This is a genomic window from Scytonema sp. PRP1 (assembly GCF_036697665.2).
GTDB classification, from domain to species: Bacteria; Cyanobacteriota; Cyanobacteriia; order Cyanobacteriales; family Nostocaceae; genus Kalymmatonema; species Kalymmatonema gypsitolerans.
This window is the reverse complement of the sequence record NZ_JBAHYJ020000106.1, coordinates 41,033-63,808: the sequence shown is the minus strand read 5'-3', so window position 1 is coordinate 63,808 and position 22,776 is coordinate 41,033. Positions and strand designations below refer to the sequence as shown.

The 22,776-nt window shown below is 44.6% G+C and carries 23 protein-coding genes and 1 pseudogene; 5 read left to right on the top strand and 19 right to left on the bottom strand.

Annotation, left to right across the window (positions count from 1 at the left end; translation table 11 throughout):
* Positions 1-7: 7 nt before the first annotated feature.
* Together V5G28_RS28170 and V5G28_RS28165 are read right to left on the bottom strand one after the other, a co-directional pair.
* The gene (locus V5G28_RS28170) at positions 8-715 is read right to left on the bottom strand and encodes an SDR family oxidoreductase (protein WP_332991919.1); all 708 of its coding nucleotides are present in this window, start codon (positions 713-715) and stop codon (positions 8-10) included.
* Positions 712-1,446 carry a glucose 1-dehydrogenase gene (locus V5G28_RS28165; protein ID WP_332991917.1) on the bottom strand — a complete coding sequence of 245 codons (735 nt, stop codon included), beginning with the start codon at positions 1,444-1,446 and terminating at the stop codon, positions 712-714. The genes V5G28_RS28170 and V5G28_RS28165 overlap by 4 nt, the downstream gene beginning before the upstream one ends.
* 42 nt (positions 1,447-1,488) lie before the next feature.
* Between V5G28_RS28165 and V5G28_RS28160 the strand changes: the two genes are divergently transcribed.
* Entirely contained in the window at positions 1,489-1,746 is a 258-nt protein-coding gene (locus V5G28_RS28160; RefSeq protein ID WP_073634637.1) for a hypothetical protein, read from the top strand.
* 96 nt (positions 1,747-1,842) lie between these two features.
* Here the strand turns inward: V5G28_RS28160 and V5G28_RS28155 are convergent.
* The 15 genes and pseudogenes from V5G28_RS28155 to V5G28_RS28085 all read right to left on the bottom strand — a co-directional run bounded on the left by V5G28_RS28155 (position 1,843) and on the right by V5G28_RS28085 (position 16,382).
* Positions 1,843-2,609 (bottom strand): annotated as a pseudogene (locus tag V5G28_RS28155) (glucose 1-dehydrogenase).
* Positions 2,610-2,649: 40 nt separating this feature from the next.
* A complete protein-coding gene (locus V5G28_RS28150; protein ID WP_332991914.1) occupies positions 2,650-3,390 on the bottom strand; it encodes a glucose 1-dehydrogenase in 741 nt (246 codons plus the stop codon).
* On the bottom strand, positions 3,387-4,274 hold the full coding sequence (locus V5G28_RS28145) for a Cof-type HAD-IIB family hydrolase (RefSeq protein WP_332991913.1): 888 nt from the start codon (positions 4,272-4,274) through the stop codon (positions 3,387-3,389). The genes V5G28_RS28150 and V5G28_RS28145 overlap by 4 nt, the downstream gene beginning before the upstream one ends.
* Positions 4,275-4,297: 23 nt before the next feature.
* On the bottom strand, positions 4,298-4,507 hold the full coding sequence (locus tag V5G28_RS28140) for a hypothetical protein (RefSeq protein ID WP_332991911.1): 210 nt from the start codon (positions 4,505-4,507) through the stop codon (positions 4,298-4,300).
* A 132-nt stretch (positions 4,508-4,639) separates the two neighbouring features.
* Positions 4,640-5,446 (bottom strand): MIP/aquaporin family protein, encoded by an 807-nt coding sequence (locus tag V5G28_RS28135; protein ID WP_332991909.1) that lies wholly within the window; start codon positions 5,444-5,446, stop codon positions 4,640-4,642.
* A gap of 88 nt (positions 5,447-5,534) precedes the next feature.
* Positions 5,535-5,663, bottom strand: coding sequence for a hypothetical protein (locus V5G28_RS28130; RefSeq protein WP_332991907.1), 129 nt, complete (start codon positions 5,661-5,663; stop codon positions 5,535-5,537).
* A gap of 39 nt (positions 5,664-5,702) precedes the next feature.
* On the bottom strand, positions 5,703-6,443 hold the full coding sequence (locus V5G28_RS28125) for an SDR family oxidoreductase (protein WP_332991905.1): 741 nt from the start codon (positions 6,441-6,443) through the stop codon (positions 5,703-5,705).
* Positions 6,444-6,559: 116 nt separating this feature from the next.
* The gene (locus V5G28_RS28120; RefSeq protein ID WP_332991903.1) at positions 6,560-7,276 is read right to left on the bottom strand and encodes an SDR family NAD(P)-dependent oxidoreductase; all 717 of its coding nucleotides are present in this window, start codon (positions 7,274-7,276) and stop codon (positions 6,560-6,562) included.
* Positions 7,277-7,494: 218 nt separating this feature from the next.
* Positions 7,495-8,007, bottom strand: a complete 513-nt coding sequence (locus tag V5G28_RS28115; RefSeq protein WP_336231390.1) for a hypothetical protein — start codon at positions 8,005-8,007, stop codon at positions 7,495-7,497.
* Between the two features lie 10 nt (positions 8,008-8,017).
* Positions 8,018-9,118: an alkene reductase gene (locus tag V5G28_RS28110; RefSeq protein ID WP_332991899.1), complete on the bottom strand. Its 1,101-nt coding sequence runs from the start codon at positions 9,116-9,118 to the stop codon at positions 8,018-8,020.
* Between the two features lie 156 nt (positions 9,119-9,274).
* Positions 9,275-9,913 carry an antibiotic biosynthesis monooxygenase family protein gene (locus V5G28_RS28105; protein ID WP_332991897.1) on the bottom strand — a complete coding sequence of 213 codons (639 nt, stop codon included), beginning with the start codon at positions 9,911-9,913 and terminating at the stop codon, positions 9,275-9,277.
* 30 nt (positions 9,914-9,943) lie between these two features.
* On the bottom strand, positions 9,944-10,084 hold the full coding sequence (locus V5G28_RS28100) for a hypothetical protein (RefSeq protein WP_332991894.1): 141 nt from the start codon (positions 10,082-10,084) through the stop codon (positions 9,944-9,946).
* Between the two features lie 69 nt (positions 10,085-10,153).
* The gene (locus V5G28_RS28095; protein WP_332991892.1) at positions 10,154-11,575 is read right to left on the bottom strand and encodes a cation:proton antiporter; all 1,422 of its coding nucleotides are present in this window, start codon (positions 11,573-11,575) and stop codon (positions 10,154-10,156) included.
* 111 nt (positions 11,576-11,686) lie between these two features.
* A complete protein-coding gene (locus V5G28_RS28090) occupies positions 11,687-14,860 on the bottom strand; it encodes an efflux RND transporter permease subunit (protein ID WP_332991890.1) in 3,174 nt (1,057 codons plus the stop codon).
* A gap of 163 nt (positions 14,861-15,023) precedes the next feature.
* The gene (locus tag V5G28_RS28085) at positions 15,024-16,382 is read right to left on the bottom strand and encodes an efflux RND transporter periplasmic adaptor subunit (RefSeq protein ID WP_332991888.1); all 1,359 of its coding nucleotides are present in this window, start codon (positions 16,380-16,382) and stop codon (positions 15,024-15,026) included.
* Positions 16,383-17,574: 1,192 nt separating this feature from the next.
* Here V5G28_RS28085 and V5G28_RS28080 point away from each other — a divergent pair.
* The 3 genes from V5G28_RS28080 to V5G28_RS28070 all read left to right on the top strand — a co-directional run bounded on the left by V5G28_RS28080 (position 17,575) and on the right by V5G28_RS28070 (position 19,187).
* On the top strand, positions 17,575-17,763 hold the full coding sequence (locus tag V5G28_RS28080) for a hypothetical protein (RefSeq protein ID WP_332991886.1): 189 nt from the start codon (positions 17,575-17,577) through the stop codon (positions 17,761-17,763).
* Positions 17,764-17,997: 234 nt separating this feature from the next.
* Positions 17,998-18,369, top strand: coding sequence for a hypothetical protein (locus tag V5G28_RS28075; protein WP_332991883.1), 372 nt, complete (start codon positions 17,998-18,000; stop codon positions 18,367-18,369).
* Positions 18,370-18,674: 305 nt separating this feature from the next.
* Entirely contained in the window at positions 18,675-19,187 is a 513-nt protein-coding gene (locus tag V5G28_RS28070; protein WP_332991880.1) for a hypothetical protein, read from the top strand.
* Between the two features lie 1,018 nt (positions 19,188-20,205).
* Here the strand turns inward: V5G28_RS28070 and V5G28_RS28065 are convergent.
* Positions 20,206-20,511 (bottom strand): hypothetical protein, encoded by a 306-nt coding sequence (locus V5G28_RS28065; protein WP_332991877.1) that lies wholly within the window; start codon positions 20,509-20,511, stop codon positions 20,206-20,208.
* 189 nt (positions 20,512-20,700) lie between these two features.
* On the opposite strand from V5G28_RS28065, the gene nifH reads away from it, so the two are divergent.
* The gene (gene nifH, locus V5G28_RS28060) at positions 20,701-21,594 is read left to right on the top strand and encodes a nitrogenase iron protein (RefSeq protein WP_332991875.1); all 894 of its coding nucleotides are present in this window, start codon (positions 20,701-20,703) and stop codon (positions 21,592-21,594) included.
* A 626-nt stretch (positions 21,595-22,220) separates the two neighbouring features.
* Here nifH and V5G28_RS28055 read toward each other — a convergent pair.
* Positions 22,221-22,703: a hypothetical protein gene (locus tag V5G28_RS28055; protein WP_096569140.1), complete on the bottom strand. Its 483-nt coding sequence runs from the start codon at positions 22,701-22,703 to the stop codon at positions 22,221-22,223.
* Positions 22,704-22,776 lie beyond the last annotated feature (73 nt).

Sequence of the window (22,776 nt, the reverse complement as noted above, 5' to 3'; positions counted from 1 at the left end):
TAATGCTTTAGTAAGAAATTTCTCGGCGATCGCGGAACAACTTCCCACCTAAGTTTGGTGAAGCTTCGGTTGCAAGCCAGATCACAGTGTCAGCGCCCTGTTGCGGGGAACGGGGTGCGGAAGTACCGCCCATATCTGTTTTGACCCAGCCTGGATCTATAGCGTTGACTGCAATGCCTTTTGCTTGTAAAGCTTCCGCTAGCATAATGGTTGCACCGTTGAGGCTAAGTTTAGACAAGCAATAACTGGGAACATCAAAAGAAAGCCCATCCAACTGTCCGTAACCACTAGAAACATTAATGATACGGGCTTGGGGTGCTTTTTCCAGTAGGGGTAGGAATGCTTGGCTTGTGCGAATCGGTCCAAAAGTGTTGGTGTTCATTGTCCGATTTAGCAATTCGCGCGAAATAGTCAGAATGTTCACGCCTTCGTCAGGATAAATGCCTGCGTTATTTACCAGGACATCGAGTTGAGGAATTTCCTGACTTAAATGCTTTACGGCTTGGTCAATGGTTTGGTCATCTGCGACATCAAGTTCGACGACGCGCACTTTCGAGTTGGTATGCAATTTATCTGCTGCTGCTTTGGCTTTATCAAGCGATCGCGCTGCAAGAATCACATCAAACCCAGCTGCTAGCAGCCCTTGACAAATGGCAAAACCAATGCCTTTATTCCCGCCAGTGACAAGGGCGTATTTTCCGCTAAATGGCGTCATACATATCCTCCTCCTGCTTGGAAGGTATGCCCCGTAATCCATCGGCATTGGTCGCTAACAACAAAGGCGATGACATCTGCAATATCCTCTGGTTTCCCAAGACGGTTAAAGGGCGACTGTGCAGCTGCGGCTGTTGCGTCATCACCAGACTGGGCAAACATTTCTGTTTCTGTTGGTCCTGGCGAAACTGTGTTCACTGTGATGCCTCGCTCTCCAAGTTCCATCGCCAGAACTTTGCCCATCAACTCCACAGCCGCCTTGCTGCCAACATAAAGACTGAAGCCCGCCTTTGGACGTACAACTAACCCACTAGATATATTGACAATACGCCCGTTTTGATTAACACGACGGGCGGCTTCCCTCATGGAGAAAAAAGTTCCTTTCGTGTTCAACCCAAAGACCTTATCAAAGGCGTCTTCTTCCGTCTCAGCGATTGGTCCGCCAAGACCTGTTCCAGCATTGTTAACAACTATGTCAGGCGTTCCGAAATGTTGCTGCGTCTGGTCAAATAGCTTAACAACGTCTTCGACTTTACTGAGGTTTGCTTGGATAGCAACGGCTTCGCCGCCGTTATCTTTAATTCTAGTAACGACTTGATCAGCAGCATCCTGATGACCGCCGTAGTGGACAACTACTTTAGCACCATCTTGGGCTAGTCGTTCACAAATGGTTGAACCAATGCCACCAGAACCACCAGTGACGATCGCAATTTTTCCTTCTAGTGATTTCATGGTTTTTCTTTATAGCTGTTTGCAATTGGGTAAGATACATCAATGAACCACAGATGGACACAGATGGACACAGATAAATTTGTACTTTATCTAGTCGCGCCCAGAATACCTGTACTATACATACTCGGTTGGTGGGGGACGGGCAGTTGCTTTATGCCGGGGAACCCTTTCGCCAGTCGCCTGCTGTCGGGAAAGCCGTCATTCGCGCTGGCTCACCACCGCACTGCCCTCATGAATGGCTACGACGGTATTGGGTACTGGGAATCAAAATTTCGTGGTGGGTTGAAACCCGCACCATAATTAATCAGAGTAAGAACCCAATCCCCAATCCCCAATCCCCAATCCCCTTCATCTAAATGAGAAGCACTATATTTGTGCAGACGTTTAACGTTTGATTTACTGCTCTTGATAATTCCAAGCAATCCGCCATCGACAAAAAAGGTGGAACCTGTGATATAGTCTGCGTCTGATGAGGCTAAAAAAGCAACTAGAGAAGCTACATCTTGGGGTTGTCCCAGTCGCCCGACGGGAATATTCTTTAGTACAGCGCCTAGCTTTTCTTTGTCTTCTAACAAACTTTTGTTAATCGGTGTCTCAATTGCTCCCGGTGCAACGTTGTTGATCGTAATGCCTAAAGGTCCAAGTTCCACAGCTAAGTTTCGCATCAACATCTTCACGCCACCCTTGCTAGCACAGTAAGAGGTAAAGTGTGGGAACGGCAACTCTTCATGCACTGAACTAATGTTGATAATTTTTCCAGGGCGCTGAGTTTCCCGGAAGTGCTGGACAACAGCCTGAGTGGCAAAAAATACACCTTTGAGATTAACGTTAAGTACATTATCGTAGTCTTGTTCTGTGACATCCCAGAACGAGGCATTCTTTTCCAACCCAGCGTTGTTTACTAAAATATCTATCTTGCCGAAATGTTGGATACCTTCGTCAACCATCCGGCGGATATCGCTGACGACACCTAAATCTGCTTTAACAACCAAGCCTTTGCGTCCGCTGGCTTCGACTTTCGCTTTGGTTTCTTCAGCACCTTCGGGATGTGAGCGATAGTCGATGACGATATTCGCACCTTCTTCGGCAAGACGAATGGCGATCGCCTGTCCGATTCCCTGACTACTACCTGTCACCAACGCAACTTTGCCTTCAAGTTTCATGTCTATTCTCCCTGTTGTCAAAAAGTTTGTTGTCAAAAGGTTAAATTGTTGCTCCGCCATTTGCCAAAATGTGCTGTCCGGTGATCCAGCGTGCTTGCTCGCTCACTAGGAAAGCAACGACATCAGCAATATCCTCAGCTCGTCCCAAACGACCAAACGGAGAACTTATTGCCGCCGCTTGCTTATTTTCTGCCGATACTGAGTCAAACATTCCCGGACTCGTTGGTCCTGGAAGAACGCTGTTAACTGTAATTCCACGCCCTCCCAATTCTTTCGCTAGGACTTCTGTAAATAACTTCTCTGCGGCTTTGCTAGCAGCATACACAGCAAGACCTGGACTGGGGAACAGGCTTGTTGAGGAGGAGACATTGACTATGCGTCCGTTATCCGCCATTTGTCGAGCAGCTTCTTGGAGACAGAAGAGGACACCCCGGACATTGATGCCAAAAACTGCCTCGTAATCTTCTTCTGTCACTTCTGCTACCAATGCTGCCCGTGCAATTCCCGCATTGTTGACCAAAATATCTAACTGCCCGAATTGGTCTATGACTGTTTGAAACAAGCGACGAATATCTGAAACTTGGCTGACATCTGCTTGAATGGCGATCGCTTGTCCACCTTGAGATTTGATACTTTCAATCACCTCTTTAGCTTCATCAGCACCACTTCTGTAGTTGATAGCGACTGTTGCGCCATCTTGAGCTAATCGTTCGGCTATCGCCCGTCCAATGCTCCGGGATGCTCCAGTCACAATGACAACTTTATTTATCAGTGGTTTCATTTTTGACTTGTGTTTTGATTTTCTATGCTTAAAACGAAGCGCTCAACTGCTTGAGCAAAGCCCTCGTCTTCGTTAGAAGTCGTGACGTAGTCGGCGGAGTGCTGCACATCAGCACTGGCGTTGCCCATCGCAATACTCAAACCGCTGCGCTGAAACATCGGCACATCGTTGGGCATATCCCCGATGGTGGCAATCTCCGAACTCTTAATCCCAAGTAGTTCTGAAAGCCGGTCAACCACTGTCCCTTTATTGGCGCGGGGATGGGTGACATCCAAGTAGTAGGGTTGGCTACGAGCAGCAGAGACGTACTCAGCGCCAGAGGAACTGGCACCAGCTTTGCACAAAACTTGTTCACTAAACTGTTGTTGCACGTCTTTTTCGCACTTGGCGACAGCTTCTAAGTCATCGCTGACTCCGACGATTTTTGCGACGTTGTCTAGGAGGTCATCAAAGCTGGGAACGACAGTCGGCGGAAACTTGACTGTCTTCTCTTCGCGATCAACATGGGAACCATGCCGTTCATGGACAAACCAGTCATTACCGCGATAAATCCAGACATCGAGTTTATGTGCTGTGATGATTTCAATGACTGGCTTGGCGATCGCCCCGCTCAGCACATTCTGGTCGATGATGGAAAAGTCTGGATTGAGGAAGACTCCACCATTAAAGGCAGCTATTGGTGTGGTTAGGTGGAGGGCTTCGACAACCATTTTCATCCCTAAAGGTGGACGACCGCTGGTGATGGCAAAGCCAATGCCTGCTTCGTTAAGCTTGCGAACAGCATCACGGGTGCGATCTGTCAACACTTTCTCGCGGGTGACTAGAGTGCCATCCACATCAGCAAGTAGCAAGGAGACTTTTGGTTGTTGAGATTGTATAGTCATGTTTATTCTTAGCCTTGACGGGTCTACTGTTCAACCAATTTTTTCAAATACAGGTATGCCTCTTCTGGTGTCAGAGGTTCAGACTGCTTGTCGTTAGGAATGTAGAATATCCAGTTATCAGGGAAATAATGGACAACAAAACTAGGTATCAAACCAAGTGCCATTGCCTGTTTCCCTAGTTGTTCGGCTTTTGCTTCCAAGCTGAGTTGGTCGTGGAAGTCAGAATTGCTCATAATTGCTGATCTCCTTAGTACGGCATTTCATTAATTCGTAATGTTTTTAAACGCAGAGGAACGCGGAGGAAAGCGCAAAGGGACGCAGAGTTTTGGTTTAAGTTCTCGCTATGAACTTATGCAATCATGTACTTAGCCTGCGGTTCGATGGGGAACTTTGACGTTTTTAAATATACAACGGTAGTGGGACACGTGAAAAAGTTTTGCGGTCAAAATTTCGCTATCCCCCAAACTCACCAAGCGAAAAACTCCCACCGCCAGGATTGCACCAAACGGTGGTGCGATGCAGTAGAGCCATTGGTCTTGCCAGAACCACGAAACTAAAGCAGGACCAATGCTGCGTGCTGGATTTAAACTGGTGCCAGAAATGGGCGATTCCAGCCAAACCATTGTTGCTACCAACAGCCACGTCATCAGTGGTGTCCAACGCATCAAGCGACGACTGCTGACAAAAATAAAAATAGCCAGCACAAGTATTGCCGTCATGGTCATTTCCGCCAAAAATACATACCACAATGGATAACCTGTCCCAGGTAAAGCCATCCCATTATTCACATTGGCAGCATATTTTCCCCAAACAAATACTAACAACACTGCACCACTCATTGCACCAAGGAATTGGGCAATAATGTAGCCGCCTATGTCACAATGGTGCATTTTGCCTTGTAGCCAGAATCCCAAAGAAACAGCAGGATTAACGTGAGCGCCACTCAGTTTTCCCAGCGGCGAAATTGCAACGAGCGAACCAGTTCCAGAAAACATTAATCCCGTAAGCAGCAAGCGTATGCTTTTATCAGGTATGAGTTGTTCCATTGGCAAGCCTTGAGCAAAATTGAATACAACAGCGCTCAGCCCCACAAAAACAAGAATTGCGGTTCCGAGCAGTTCTGCTCCGTATTCAGACCAGTGCAGTTGTTTCCACCATTTGAGGTTAGCCATGATTTTGTATAGAAGCACAAACGAGCTTTTTCTGATGACTCAGGCTTTTACTGACGATATTGACTTGCTCTAAAGCTTTATTTCTCAGTTAACCACTTGCAGCATGAATACGAATTAAAACTTCATCTGCTGCTGGTTCTGGTTGTAGAGCGTCTTCGTAAACTAAGGCTTCTGATCCACCATGAGTATGAATGCGTACTGCTTTCATTGTTGCCATTTGTTTTTTGCCTTTTTACTTGTTTAGAAAAGCTGCAAATCAAGCTAAACCACCATCAACAGGGATATTTCGCCCAGTGATCCAACGGGCTTGGTCACTCACCAAAAAAGCAACTACGTCTGCAATGTCCTCTGGTTTACCCAGGCGACCTAGGGGTGTTTGGGCAATCATGGCTGCCCTTGCTTCTTCGGGAAGTGTCTCTAGGTTCATGTCTGTCTCAGTTACACCTGGTAGGACGGTGTTAACCGTGATGCCGCGCTGTCCCAGTTCCTTTGCGAGGCACTTACTGAAGCCCTCGATCGCTGCCTTACTACCAACGTACGCGGAGAAGTTAGCACCACCGTTAACAGTACCACCGGTGGAGATATTGACAATTCGTCCACCATCTGAAATTTTCAGTGCTGCTTCTTGAAGTGCAAAAAAAGTCCCTTTGGCGTTAAGAGCAAACTGTTGATCAAACTCTTGCTCAGTTGTCTCAGCTAGCGGCTTAAATAAAGAGATACCGGCATTGTTAACCAGGATGTCGAGCTTTCCAAACTTATCTACTGTTTCCTGAAATAGGCGGCTAATGTCTGCAACTCGGGTGATATCGGCTTGCGTGGCTATTGCCTTTCCGCCTTGTCCTGTAATAGCCGATACGACTTCCTGCGCTTTATCAGCACTATGAGAATAGTTAACAACGACTGTGGCACCTTCTTGAGCTAATTTTTCAGCAATAGCCCGTCCGATACCACGCGATGCACCTGTGACAATTGCCACTTTTTTAGCGAGAGATGCCATAGTCTAAAAACCTCGTTGACTAAGGAATTGTCTAAAAGATTGGCAAATGTCCGGAGGTGTTGTCTTTTACGTTCTTGCGGAAAATGTTCTCATCTTGCGAAAACTTGACAAACAGATCAGAATTTCTCCACCGCAGGTCGTAAATCAAGTTCCAAAGTCCATGCAGTTGCATCCTGCTGATAAAGTTGCCAATATGTTTGGGCGATCGCCTCAGGAGCCAGTAAAGTATTGTCCTCACGCTCCGATGCCATTGCTCGCACTCTTGGAGTGTTAATCATGCCATCAATAATGATATGAGCTACGTGAATGCCCTGAGAACCAAACTCCCGCGCCAACGACTGCGCCAATGCGCGTAACCCAAATTTGCCCACCGCCAATGCTGCAAACTTGGCTGAACCTCTCACCGCAGCAGTTGCTCCCGTCAACAGGATAGTCCCGCCACCTCGTTCAATCATCGCCGGAAGGACCTGCTGTACCGCTAGAAAAGCTCCAAAACAATTGACTTTCCAGTTCTGTTCAAACTCTTCTGGTGTCAGTTCCAGTATGCCAGCCATCTTAAATGCTCCGGCATTGTAGACAAAGACTTCAGGAGAACCGAGTTGCGAGGATACCTCTTCAAAAGCAGCTTTTACTGATGCGGCATCAGTGGCATCAACGGTAACAGACAATGCCTTACCGCCAGACTGTTCAATCTCTGACTGAATTTGAGTCAGCTGCTGTGAGCTTCTTGCCATCAACCCTACAGCAAAACCTTCTCGTGCAAACCGATGAGCAACTGCGGCTCCCAGCCCCGGACCCACCCCCAGAACAACTGCAACCTTAGACTGACCCATGTCATCCTATCTCCTTACAGCGCTCATTCTTATGATTAGACCACAGAAAATAGTAGGGTGGGCGATGCCCACCCTACTATTTACATAGCAGAACGAAGACGGCGTTGACGCAGAGGAAACCAGCAGCCGTTACTTCTAGGCCGATGAGCACCAAGTTCATTTTCGGTTTCTGCAACTTTTCGACAAGTTCTGGAAACCACTTAAGAAAGCTTTACCTCTTAGGGGAGCAGTTGGTATTCATCAAGTGGTTCAGTCTCAGAAAAATTCAGTATGCCAGTAGCACCAACGAATCTACCCGAACCGCCAGTGATAGTTATAGTGCCAGTACCATCTAATGTACCGGTTACGTTGTTAATGACAGCGGTGGCGTTACTGCTACCAAACAGCTGATCCTCGCCATTGCCAAAAAATCTATCAACGCCTACTGGTAACCCTTCTAAACCAAACTGTGTTGCGTCAGGAACAAATGTGAACACACCAGTAGCTGGGTTAAACTGACTGTAGTTATTAATGCTTGTAAAGTTAGTTAGACCGTACGGAGCATCAGGATTAAATCCTGAAACAGAAGCCCCTAAGACCTCCGGCGTGATGGGTGTCAAAATAACATTTGTATCATAAACTACATTAAATGGATATGTAGTTTGGGCAGTTGCTTTCGCGGCACTTGCCGCAACACCAAGTAAAGTGACAGCTACAGAAACAAACCATGCAGCATATGAGCGAAATATCATTTGCAACTTCCTATGATTTTGTTGGTTGAACTGCAAGAAATGGGTAGTCAGTGTATCCCTTATCGTCTGGCCCGTAAAACGTTCTTGGATTTGGCGCGTTCAAAGATGCATCCAATTCAAAGCGTTTTGGTAAGTCAGGATTAGCGATAAATAACTTGCCAAAGGAAACTAAATCTGCATCACCGCTCTTAAGTATGCTATCACCCTTGAGATGGTCATAGTCGCCATTGGTAATTAAAGTCCCTGTGTAAATTTTACGGAAGTATGGTGTTACCGGGTTCATCACATCACGGTTTGCCAAATCAACCTCATTTGGTTCCATCAGGTGGAGATATGCCAAATCAAAGCGGTTGAGAGCATCTATTGCATAACCAAAAGTCTCTTGCGGATTCGAGTCGCCCATTCCGTAGTATGTGTTACTGGGCGAAAGTTTGATACCAACACGATTTGCACCCCACACATTAACGACGGCTTCTACAACTTCCAGCATAAATCGCGCCCGATTTTCTATAGAACCACCGTATTCATCAGTACGTTGGTTTGTGCAATCTTGCAGAAACTGGTCGATTAAGTAACCAAATGCCCCATGAAATTCCACGCCATCAAATCCTGCAGCAAGAGCATTTTCTGCACCTTTGCGAAACTGCTCAACAATTTCAGGAATTTCGTGGGTTTCTAAGGCGCGAGGAGTTTCCATTGCTACTTTGCCTACAGGAGTGTGCAGTTGCCCAGGGGCGGCAATAGCAGAAGGTGCAACTGGCAACTCCCCACCCAGTAAAGAAGAATGGGAAATCCTTCCAGAGTGCCACAGTTGCAAGAAAATTCTTCCCCCTTTCTCATGTACGGCATCGGTCACTTGCCGCCATCCAGCAACTTGTTCTTCTGAGTAAATACCCGGACAGTTGATGTAGCCCAAGCTCAAGGGTGAAACCATCGTGCATTCAGTGACAATCAGCCCTGCTGTTGCCCGTTGCGCGTAGTATGTCGCCATCAATGAGTTGGGGACGTTGTCAATTGCTCGTAAACGAGTCATTGGTGCCATCACCATCCGGTTTGGGAGGGTGTAGGGACCAAGTTGAACGGGGGTGAAAAGATTGATATTGGAAGTCATAGGTTAAATCTCCGTTACAAAAAGCAAACACCAATTCATCAAAGTGGCACGTTGGTAAGCAACAGATGATTTAACGGATGTAACCCATAGATTGAATGTGGAACTTACAGATATATTCATGCGCTACATCTGCCACATCATCCGTTGCTAAGCTCATTAATCAGCAGGCTGAGTGTAAACTACCTCGTAAAGATGAAACTGGTTTTCAGCCAAACCTTGCCAATACTCACTCAAAGGCTTGTACTTTGGGTCTTTCAAAAGTTCCTCAAAATCTTCAAAGCTGCGCCATTGCCCATAATTTACATTGTGGACACCATCAAGGGAACGGTGGAAATTACCAGATAAAAGCCCAGGATTTTGCAAACCCAGAGGTAGATATTCCCTTTCCAATTCCACTAAGCGCATCTGGTTTTCTGGCTTGACTCGGAATTCGGCAAGGTGAATTTTACCGCCTTTAGTAATTTTGAGTTCGGCGTCATCTGGTAGCGAAACAACGACTTCGTAGACGTGTGCTTCATGGATCTGGAACTGAGAAAGTTTTGCTCCCTGCGCTTGCACCTCGGAATTGTTGATAAAGGCTTGGTAGTCTTCTTGAGTTTTCCACTGGGCATAGTTCATCACCCGCACCCCATCTATACTTTTATGGATGCTGGATGAGACAAAACCAGGCTGGTGTTTCACCGTGGTTTCGAGAAATTCCACAATAGTATCAATGAGTTCTTGCTGGCGTTCCGGTTCTACGGCGAAGATAATGATCACCGTAATGACATCGTTGTTTTTGGCGATCGCAGGCATCCCTTAATCTCCTGATGACTTGATAAGCAATTATTTTGAATTACGGAAAATCGGAAGCTTGGAAGCATCGTACCTTGTATCATGCACCACTGCTACTAGCCATTTTTCTAGGTTTGGAGTTACAAAAGTTACGCTAAGCGGCACAGCAGCTTGAATTGGAAGCACAACCATTGTTGTCAGCAATAAGCGATTGTAATGATTCTATTTATTAAGATAAACAGAAATTTTTGTGTCTTCCTCTCAGTTCGCCTCTTTAACCTCAGCAGAAACCTTGGCTGATTCTCGAACTTTTGCTTCAGCAGCAACCTGATTGGATCCAAACACAACCGATAATAAAGGCGGTGCTAAAAAGGTAGTGACAATCACCATCACAATAATGGCAGCATCCAAGGCACTTGAGAGAATACCACTTGCTGAACCAATACCAGCAAATACAAGTCCCACCTCACCTCGTGGAATCATACCGACACCAATTGCTAGCCGATTTGTATCTGGTTGACCGAACACTGCAAAGCCGCTAACCAGTTTACCCAAAATTGCGACTACAATCAGAAAGCTTGCCATAATCAGCCCTTCGCGATTCTCAGGGATCAATGGATTTAAAACACCGATATTCGTTTTGGCACTGACAACGACAAAGAAAACAGGTACCAGTATATCTGCAATTGGTATCACCTGATCTTTTAGCTCTCGGCATTTTTGAGTTTCGGCTAAAATTAAGCCAGCGGTAAAAGCTCCCAGAATCGCTTCTAACTTGATAATAGTTGCGATATAGGCAAGAACAAAAGCAAAAATCAGGGCTGGAATGAGAAGTTGACCGCGTGTTTTGAGTTCACTAACTATTTTCACAAAGTAAGGATTGAACAAGCGACCGAGAAAAACTGCTCCTACCAAGAAAACTACTGCACTGACAATGAGATACAGCACATTGGTCAGTTCCACCTCTCCAGTCTTTGCCAGACTAGCCACCACTGCGAGGACGATAATACCTAAAATATCGTCTAGCACTGCTGCGCCAATAATAATCTGACCTTCTTTACTATTGAGATATTGGAGTTCTGCCAGCACTTTCGCCGTAATGCCGATACTTGTTGCAGTTAAGGCTGCACCTGCGAAAATAGCAGCAATAGTAGGAACACCGAACAAGAATATTAACCCTAAAGTTCCCGCAACAAAGGGTGTGACGACTCCTACCACTGCTACTATTGCTGCTTGGGGACCTACTTTGAGTAGTTCTTGTAAGTCTGATTCCAAACCAATTTCAAACAGCAGAATGACTACACCAATTTCTGCCAAGGTCGAAATCACTTCGCTGTCTACTTGAAAAATAGCTGTTGCATCGTTTGGACTCAAGCCAGCGGTGACTTCCAAGAAATTCATCATCAATGAGTCACTAATATCACCACCTTCAGGAAAGACCAGCAAATGAAAGGCTGAAATACCTACCACTAAACCGCCTAGCAGTTGTCCCAATACAGGAGGTAAATTGATGCGGACACAAATTTCTGCACCGATGGTGCTAGCAAGGTAAATGACAACCAAACTCGCCAGTACCCCTGACAGTACCATCGGTGCATTTTCTGCTTCTGTGGCTGTTGCAAGCAGAGGGATGATTTCGCATAAATTAAGAGAAGTGATGGTAATAGTATCTACTAGCGCCATGATGTTTTCTCTAATATTTGATTAGGCAGATTGTTGGGATAAGTGTCTTCGCCTGTCCATTCTTCAATAGCGGACAAAGAATAGGGTGGGCAATGCCCACCCTCAGTCAATTTACTTATGGATCTCAGTAGGAACTCTACCATCCTCAACTGGTTGTAGCTGTGGAGATTTGCGGCGTCGTTGTAGGCGATCGCGAATGTTGCCAATCACGATATACAGAACTGGCACAACAAACAGAGTTAAGAAAGTAGCGATAAACATCCCGCCAAATACCGCTGTCCCTAGAGATTGACGGCTTGCTGCGCCTGCGCCTGTAGCAATTGCTAGCGGAAAAATACCCAACAGCGTAGAAAGGGCAGTCATGAGAATTGGTCGCAAGCGTTGCTGTGATGCTTCCACAACTGCTTTGGTGGTTGAAAGACCTTGGTCTCGCAGTTGGTTGGCAAACTCCACAATCAAAATCGCGTTCTTACTTGCCAAACCAATAAGCATCACCAGACCAACCTGGCAAAAGACATCGTTGGGTAAACCCCGCAATGACTGTGCTAACAGCGCCCCAAAGATAGCCAAGGGAACTGACAGCATAATGATTATGGGGTCAACGTAGTTTTCGTACTGAGCAGCCAGCACTAGGAACACGAAGACGAGTCCCAAGCCAAAAATCAGCGGCGCTTGACCGCCTGAGTCCCGCTCTTCTGCGGAGGTTCCGGACCATTCGTAACCAAAACCTGCTGGTAAAACCTGCTTTGACAGTTGCTCCATTGTTTGAAGGGCTTGTCCTGAACTAAAACCTGGAGCCGGTCCACCGTTAATTTCAATTGACCGGAACAAGTTGTAGTGGTTAATTGTTTGGGCGCTGGTCGCTGAGGTAATTTTCACCAGATTGCTTAGGGGAACCATTTGGTCGTTGGCAGAACGGACATATAAACGACCAATATCCTGGGGATTAGAGCGAAACTGAGAGTCTGCTTGGATATACACCCGATAAGTCCGCTGGAGATAGTTAAAGTCGTTGACGTACCGCGAACCTAAGTAACTTTGTAAAGTGTTAAAGATATCGTCTACATTGACTTGCAGTGCTTTGGCTTTATTACGGTCTACGTCAATCAAAAGCTGAGGCGTATTCGCTGCAAAAGTGCTAAATACAGCTTGCAACCCTGGTGTCTGATTTGCACGCCCCAGTAACTGACCCATGATTTGCACCATAGTATCCAACCCACCAGTGCCTTTCCTATCTTGTAGCTGAAATTGAAAGCCGCTAAAACTGCCTAAACCTCTAATTGCCGGCGGGTTAACTGGCAAAACTCTCGCTTCTGTAATTGTTGAGAGCTTTCCTCGCAAATTATTTAAGATTGCTTGCACTGACTGACCTTGTCCAGTACGCTCCTCCCAAGGCGTGAGGGTAGTAAAAATCACACCATTATTAACAGTGCCGCCACTAAAACCAAAACCACCTATGGCAAAGGTACCCACGACTTCAGGCAATTTGAGAATTTCGTTCTCTACCTGGCGCATAACATTGCTGGTGTAATTGAGCGAAACACCTTCTGGACCTTGAATAATGGTGATGAAATAGCCTTGGTCTTCTTCCGGGATAAATGCCGTAGGTACGCTGGTGTAAAGCCACCCTGTCAACCCTAAAGACAGAATAAACAGCAGCAGCACAATGGCTTTTAAGCGTGTGAGGCGCTTGAGTGACCACTCGTACCCCGCGCGCATGGACTCCAGGAACCTGTTAATGACACCAAAAAACCAGCCGATGATACCGCCCTGTTTTCGTCGGCGACGCAGTAGCAAGGCTGAAAGGGAAGGTGTGAGGGTAAGAGCAAGGAAGGTGGAGATAGCGATCGAAAAGGCAATTGTTAAAGCAAATTGTCGATAAATCTGACCAGTAGCGCCAGGAAAGAAGGCAACGGGGACAAACACAGCCATCAGCACTAGCGATGTGGCGATAACTGCCCCGAAAAGTTCGTGCATTGCCGAAGAAGCAGCCTGACGCGGCGACATCTCTTCTTCCTGAATCAAACGGGCAATGTCCTCAACCACAACGATCGCGTCATCGACTACCATCCCTGTTGCCAGCGTCAAACCAAATAAGGTCAAGGTATTGATCGAGAAGTTGAAAGCCTTAACGAAGGCGAAGGTACCAATCAATGCCAAGGGAATGGTGAGGATCGGAACTAGGGTAGTTCGCCAGTCTTGCAAGAAAAGAAAAATCACCAAAACAACCAGGGCGATCGAGAGCAACAGGGTTATGAGTACTTCCGATAGTGCCGCTTCTACAAATGATGTTGTGTCAAACGCTACCTTATATTCCATCCCAGGAGGAAAATCTGGCTCCAGTCGAGCCATTTCTTCTTTAACTGCCTTGGCAACAGTCAAAGCATTACTTCCTGGAATGGGAAATATCCCAATACCTACACCCTCCTGACCTCTAAACCGAAGGAAGGTGTTATAGTTTTCTGCTCCCAGTTCCGCCCGACCCACATCTTTAAGCTTGACAAGCGTACCATTTTGACCTGTTTTAATAACCATATCGTTAAATTCCGATGGTTCCCTAAGTCTGCTGAGGGCTCGCAGGTCTATTTGATACATTTGATCCTTTGGACCAGGCTGCTGTCCAATTTGCCCAGCACCCACCTGTATGTTTTGTTCGTTGAGAGCATCAACGACATCCTGGGCGGTGAGGTTCCGACTGGCGAGACGGTTGGGGTCGAGCCAAAGACGCATTGCATAGCGGCGTTCACCAAAAATCCGCGCCTCACTCACACCATTGATTCTTTGTAGGGCATCTACTAAGTAGAGGTCAGCGTAGTTGCTTAAAAAGACGTTGTTGTACTCGTTGTTGCCGCTGTATAAACCTATCGCTAACAGAATGTCGTTGGTTTGCTTGCTTACAGTCACCCCAGTTCGTTGTACTGGTTCTGGCAACTGCGGTTCAGCTAGCGACACTCGATTTTGCACATCCACTGCTGCAATATCTTTGTTCCGCGATGCATCAAATGTGACTGTAATCGTACTGGTGCCAGTGTTACTACTACTCGAGGTCATGTACTTCATACCTTCGACGCCGTTAATCTCCCTTTCTAAAAGAGTCGTAACGGTATTTTCTACGACTTCAGCACTGGCACCTACATAGTTTGCACTAACGTTAATTTGAACTGGGCTAATTTCTGGATACTGCGCCGTGGGTAGTGTGGGGATACTAATTGCCCCAACCAGCAAAATAATGATGGCGCAGACACTGGTGAAGACAGGTCGCTTGATGAAAAAGTCAACGAACATAGGGGCATAGAGTAATGGGGAATTGGGGAACTCGCGCTTCCCCGCTCCCGTTGGCACGCATAGGGAGTGGAGATTAGGGGTAATGGGCATTAGAAATTGGGGATGAGAGATTAGGGATTACCTATTCCCCAGTCCGCAGTCCCCAATCCCTAGTCACCATTACTTATGATTCAGGAACGATAGGAGCACCATCTCTAAGATTGAGTAACCCTGAGACAATAATTTTGTCTCCTGGCTGTAATCCTTCCAGAACTTGGTAGTTATTACCTTTGATATTGCCTAGCTTCACGCGTTTTTGCCGAGCTACCAGTTGAGATGCTCCTTGTTGAGCTGCTTGAGGTTTTTCTCGTTTTTCTCCTTGAGGAGGTTGTGAGGGTGCTTGAGCTGTTACATACACAAAAGTTTCTCCTGCCACACGAGTTACTGCTGTTGCTGGGATTAATACTCCAGGGCGCTGGCTCCAGATCACTCTTGCGCGTACAATTTGGTCTGCTCGTAGTTGATTGTTCGAGTTATCAAAGAGCGATTTAATAAGTATACTTTGAGTATTATTACTTGTATTTGGAGCTATAAAAAATACCCTACTCATACCTATAACCTTGTCTTGTGCGTCCATGATCTCCACCGGTGTTCCCTTACGCACTTGAGGTCCCCGGTCAATTGACACGGATATATTGACTTCTAAAGGTTGGTTTTGAGTGATAGTGACTAATTGTGTAGATGTATTGACAAAATCACCAATTTTTACTGGTACGTCCCCAACTGTGCCAGCAAAGGGAGCCGTGATTTTGTAATACTGAAGCTGGACTTGTCGTTCACTGGTATTAGCTTGTGCTTGCTTTAAGGATTTTTCAGCTTGGTTAATGCTAGCTTGCTGTGCTTTAATCCGGGCTTCTACTTCACGGACAGCAGCCTGTGATGTTGCCAATCTGTTAGCATACTGCTCACTCGTCTGGCGAGAGACAGCTCCTTGAGATGCCAAATTGGTATACCTTTCGTAGTCCTGCTGATTCAATCTCAAATCAGCTAGGCTAGATTGCCGTTCAGCTTCCAGGGATCTCAGGGTAGCACGGGCATTTTCCACTTGTGACTGAGCCACCTCAGCAGCAGCGTTCACACTACTGACAGCTGCTTGTTGCTCTCTAGGGTCGAGTTGCATAATGGGATTTCCCGCAGCCACTGTATCTCCGGATCTAACAAATATTTGGGCTACTTGACCCTGAACTCTCGGCTGAAGATTCACCGAGCGGCGGGATTCCAAGCTAGCATTGTACTGCTCACTATCCTCAATAATACCAGCTTGTACTGTGGATATCTTGACTGGTACTTTTGGCGGTTGAGCGTTAGCAGCTGTGGGTGCGCTTTTTTGAGGAGCAAGCCAACGCCAAAGTCCATAGCCTCCACCTGCTACTACTAGGGCTAACAATAACCAAAGCCACCTTCGCGATCTGCGGGGTGGCTCTTCTAATCGGCTTTCTGGACGATTGTCTTCAAAATGAGTTTGAGGCTCAGGAGATTTCATGACTTACAGGCACCTGTGAAGAAATTAACAAAGAACCGAATCAAAACTGGAGCCGTTGATAGAGAAATTGCTTAAGTAGCATAAGGCTCACCTGTGAACCACTTAGTAATCCATTTCAATATACTTTTTCTGTCCTGTTGTCAAATCTATCGAAAGGGGAATGCTAAAAATAAGCTTACAAATAATTTTCCCCTGTTGTCTTTTCATTTCTTGCGAAAAATGTTTTAATCTTGCTATTACTGAGTTTTTTTGCTTTTGAGTGCGTTTTTGTTGTTAAGCCTCAAATGTCAAAAGGTTTGCATTGACTCACGCTGGGCTTTTGACCAAGTTTCAACTCACAACTGTTGCACTCACAAACCCGAAAAAGTTGTGTGCAACTGGGTGGCAAGTAAGAAAAAGAACCTGCCACTAGAAAATCATAATTCAGAATTCTTCTCAGTTCTGCGTTCACTGTTCTGTGTTTTTTTGTTATCGCAAGTTTTACTAGTAACGGTATAAATTGCCTCTACCCTGTAGAGCAATTGGTAGATTCATGAATGATATAGTAAAAAATAATACATAAAATTTATTTACGTAAGTATTGACCTTTTTTGAATTCACGCGTTCACGCGTTCAATCCGGAAGAATAATTTTGAATTGATTAATTCTGGGTACAAGCTCCCACCATGCGGATGCAGATTTGGTGGTCAATAAGACAGTAGCGCTACACCCGCTCCCACTAATTAAATTTTGAACGCGGCGGCGTGAATGTTTGAGAAGCGAGTGACGGTGAGGCTTACGAGTTCACAAAAAGTAGATTTTATGAAATTTAGAGCCTTCTGCCTTCTTGCAGTCGTTTGAACAAGCTCACTTCTTAGTAGCAAAATTAGTTAAACCTTTTTTCAGGAATATCAAATAAATGTGTTGTAGGAGTAGACAAGTAATGCATTTTTAAGGATGAAAAATCAATGGCAATCTAAGGAATTTCTACACCGGAACGTCAAACAGCACAAGGATATCGTATTCCTGATTACTCCAAAAATAATTATAAATAATTGATGAATCTATTGGATGAATTTGGACATGTAAACCCAGAAGACTAAAGCAATAATGTTGATAAAAAAGCTCTGAATAATTTCTAAAAAAATATCAAAAATACATTACAAATGATGGAATTTATGATCCAAAGAGCCAAGAAAAACTAGCTGAAGCTATGAGAATTTTTCACGGAAAATTAAACAAAGTTTTAGGAACAAATTTCTCTTTCAATGAACCATTTTACGAATCTATAACTACTGATGCAGTAGAACAGTTTCAGAAAAAGTATAACGTAGGTGCACCAGCAGGAGAAGCTAATTTAGCAACTCGTACTAGACTTGCCGAAGAAGCGAGTAAACGTTAGGAACCAGAAATACACAAAGAAGACAAAAGTATAAAATCCAGTTTTTGGGAGAATTTTGCGGAACACACTGTCCTTCGGGACAATCACCCTAATAATAATTTCCCCCAGAACTGCCATGTGCGATCGCTTCTTGGCTCCCGTTTCTAGGGAACAGAAAATTTTATGAAGTATGAATTACTGATTGAAATCAGGTAGTCTTAACTCACACTCAAGAAAACAAAGGAGTACAAAACAATGCAAAGTAAAAAACCTTGTCAAGCTATAAGTTTGTCTTTGTCTATCTTTGCTGCCTCTGCTATTGGCTTGCTGGCTAGCACCACTGTAGTACAAGCACAGAAAAAGCCAGTTCAAAGACCTACAATTGCCACAGTAAAAAGCATAGTAAATGGTGACATCATGTGCTACGTCAACTTAGTTGATGACAAAGCAAGACAATATAACAGTGTCGGTGCATCGTTTGAGTTGTGTGCAAATGAAAAAACTTTTTTAAACAAGAAAGTACGGCTATCTTATAGCCGAGTTTCGGTAAACGATTGCCAAAGCGCTGAGCCTTGCGGTAAATCTCGATTAGAGACTTTAATTACGAAAATGCAGATCATCCGATAAGTGTAAGCGTACTGAAGATTATTCAAAATTAGCATATATAGCAATCCGGTTTTATTCTTGAAAAAATCTAAGTATCTGTAGGGTGGGCAATGCTCACCAAAACCCAGCTATAACTTAAAGACAGTAAGCATTGCCCACCTTACGTGTATTTCAAAATTTAAATAGGAGTTCTATAGATATTTGATGAAAAAGCTGAACTTTATATTGATTTGGAAAAATAGTAAACTAAATTTTTCTTAAAATCAGTAATCAAGCTCATAAATAGCACCTTTTTCTTAAATTATAACTACATAAAGGAGAAAATCATGTATAGATTATTCAACAAGCGATTGACTGCTTTAGGACTTTTAATGGCTACTTATGTTGGTGGGTATACTCTTTTTCAAACACCAGTGAGTGCTAAAAATCTAGAAAAAAATATTCAAGAGCTAGCTTTAATAAATATCCCTACCGCTGAGGATACTAAAACTATACCTTCAACAATTAACGACACACAACCCACTACACTTCTATTAGCAAAATCTTCCCAAAATTACGTCGGTACATGGTCGAATGGTCGAGGAGAAACTCTGTTAATTAATCCAAATACCATAAAGTTCGGTAACGATAAAAAGGTTAGTTACAAAAATGTAACTAGAGCTACTGATGGAACTTACTTTGAAATTCAAATCACTAGTTCTGGAAAAATAAACTTTTTTCAAAAATTTCTTTCTTTGAAAATTGAGGGAAAACAGATGACAATGACAGGCTACAACTCATACAGAGATATGAACTTGGCGCAAAACCAAGGCTTACAGGTAACCTGGTATCGTGATTAATCACTTCCTTTGCTGACAGTGTCAGACAAATTCCCCTTTATCTGCTTCGCGATTGTTGGCGCGAAGCAGTACAGTAGTTGGAAAATTTCTATTTAGCACGCGTATATACATATCTATCAAATCTCTATAAATTTGGCTTTTGTAAAAAACTCCATGAGCAAAAGCTCACAAATAAAAATAAAAATAGGCTTTAAATGAAACTTTATTATTTATTGGTAAATAAATTATCAATATATATGTTATGGTTTGTATAGGAATCAAAAAAAGCAAAAGCACAAAAAGACTTCAATAAAAAATTGAGGTAAGTTGAATATAGTTTATTTGCTTTGGTCAATCCACTTCAATTCGCTACAGCTTTTAATTAAGGGATAAAGCCAGATGAAGCAGGATAGTGACCTTTGTAACAACTTCAAGTTAATCAGAACTCGTCTGGTTATGAGCCTACAAGAGTTGGCTAACTAAGCTAGCTTATAATCAAGCACGCTATTTGCTCACTACCTTGGGACATTCGCAGGTTCACTGACAGTTAGAGGTTCTCGGCGGTTATGATACTAGCAAAACTGGGAACGTGGTAGCAACGATTTAGAGTGGATTGCTATTTTGGTTGGTTGTGTGGCAAAAACTTTACGTAAATTCAGAACTCCTGCTGCAACCATTCTAAAGATTTGAGCTACGATTAGGGTTTTGTTGTAAAAGCTGGCGATGATCAGATACAAGTTTTCAAAGCTTCGTTATCGATACATATAGAGTTTCCCTACATCAACTCCAAGCACGCTTACTCTACCCTATGGGAAGCAAGCTACAGATAGCGTCACTTCGTTTGGAGAAATCATCTATCTGATACCAAGTTGCGTTCATACATCTTACCCTCTCTCCTTTGTGTCCCTTGTCCCAACAACTGGCTGATATCTTTGAACGCAATTCCCTATAACTGCGCGTCTGGTGACATTTGCACTATCCGCCAAAACGCCAGAATTCATCTGAAATCGACGAACGACTCGTAGCGGTTTGACGAGAGCTAAATCGAATAGGACTTACGCATTCTCATCTTTTTATCTGCGTTAGCAGCCGCTTTGCGGTTCAATAAATTGAGCTTTTTGGCAATTTTGGCGTCAGTTGTGTCGAACTCAAACGAGAGTGGAAATATATCTGCCTCAGTGTGGATTGTTTTGGCAACCCTCAAGATTGACATCAAAGCCAGACTGGGCGATCGCACGCAGTACCCGCAGCCCGCTGCAATGGCACAGAGTGCCCGCCTCCGGGCGATCGCTGTTGACTGTAGAACCAGATAGTCAAAGCAATTGAGCCATTGCTTATTAGTCATTGTTCAGGAAAAAAGGACTCATGACTAATAATCAACACAAACTTATCAACACTTGCATATGTTCTGGATTGTAACTGTTTTTGAGGTGGTTCGTTCGCCTCCAGTAGGCGCTATATGCCAACGCAAGTGTGAACGTCTCACATAAACCTTCAGATCCACCAACAAAATCATTGTAGGAAAACACTAACCATGACTACTGACGAAAAAATCAGACAGATAGCTTTCTACGGTAAAGGCGGTATTGGTAAATCTACCACCTCTCAAAACACCCTTGCTGCTATGGCAGAAATAGGTCAGCGTATTTTGATTGTAGGATGCGACCCGAAAGCTGACTCTACCCGTTTGATGCTACACAGCAAAGCTCAAACCAGCGTTCTCCAATTGGCTGCTGAACGAGGCGCTGTGGAAGATATAGAACTCCATGAAGTCATGCTCACCGGCTTTCGCGACGTACGTTGTGTGGAGTCTGGCGGTCCTGAACCTGGTGTAGGTTGCGCCGGTCGCGGTATCATCACTGCCATCAACTTCTTGGAAGAAAACGGTGCTTACCAAGACGTTGACTTTGTGAGCTACGACGTGTTGGGTGACGTTGTCTGCGGTGGTTTTGCTATGCCTATTCGTGAAGGCAAAGCACAAGAAATCTACATCGTTACCTCTGGTGAGATGATGGCGATGTATGCAGCTAACAATATTGCTCGCGGTGTTCTCAAATATGCTCACACTGGCGGTGTGCGCTTGGGTGGTTTGATTTGTAACAGCCGTAACGTTGACCGGGAAATCGAACTGATTGAAACCCTGGCAAAACGCTTGAACACCCAAATGATTCACTACGTACCTCGCGACAACATCGTTCAGCACGCAGAATTGCGCCGGATGACTGTGAACGAGTACGCACCTGACAGCAATCAAAGTAACGAATATCGGACATTGGCTAACAAGATCATCAACAACAAGAATCTCACAATCCCCACACCCATTGAGATGGAGGAGCTAGAAGAGTTGTTGATTGAATTTGGTATTCTCGAAAGCGAAGAAAATGCTGAAAAGCTGATTGGCAAGTCCAGTGCTCAAGCAACAGTCTAAGTAAGCAATGCTCTAGGGTGGGTAGCAGCACACCCTTTAATTCATAGCCAAGAAACGGGTTGGTGGGTAGGGATTGGTGGTTGATTATTGGGGATTGGGGATTAAGAAGATTCTTCCCCAGTCCCCTATTCCTAATGTCTATTCGGCGTCATTCGACTTCATTTTTGCTCAGCCATGTCTGTACAGATTGCAACCCAAGAGCGATCGGCTGTTATAACGAGGACTCCAGCCAAGCTGGTGCCGGATTGAGTCATTCTTAACTACGCTAGAAAATTTAAGCAAGTCCACTGCTTGTGCTGTAATAATGAGTAGCACAAGCGATAGATGCGTGACTCAAAAGGTGACATGCTCCCGGTCGTTTTCTAGCTAGCGTGAAGGCAAAGTTATCAATTGATAGTTGATATTGTTGGGAGACCGAATTTTTTTATCCGCCTTATATCCCCGGACTACGGCGTTGGGGATGGGGTACTACGGCTTTGATAATTTTAAGAAATTAACTATCAAAACTTTATATTTCGTTTGCTACACTTATATAAGCAAACATTAAGTTTGCTCCTCACACCACACCGTAGCTCTCTTGTTAGTCAATGGCAAGAGAGCTTTTTCTTGGTTAGTATCAAGTTTGCTCATGCATTAACTGACAAAAAAGGAATATTCTCAGCCAATGCATCATTAACGGTAATACCCTGTTTTTTTGCCCAAAACTGACTTAAAAAGTGAATTTGCCTCAAACCGACGATTAAATTCAATCCTGGTATAAACAGCCACCAAAGCACCAACGGTTCTTTCATTCCTGCTTGGCGGTAGAGTTCGTTGACTGTTTTGTACAACTTGAACTGAACGATGTAAATCCAAACGATACCCAGCAACGAAAACCAGCCAAACCATCCTGGAACATCTGGATCGAATATCCGCAAGGCTTGGGGAACTGTTACCCCCAAGACAAACGGCGCTAGCGATCGCGTACCCGACCAACCATAGCCGTTATAGCGCCGTAATTCCTCTTGGATAATCCATTTATACCACCCGTAATACAGCATCAAAGTGACTACAGATAAAAGAATGACTCGCCACAGAGGACGGGGTTGACCTAATGGTTGACTGGACATACTTACGCCTGAGATGTCAAAGTATTGTTCTTAACATTTCTTAATGTATAACAACTTTGACAACCCAGGTAAG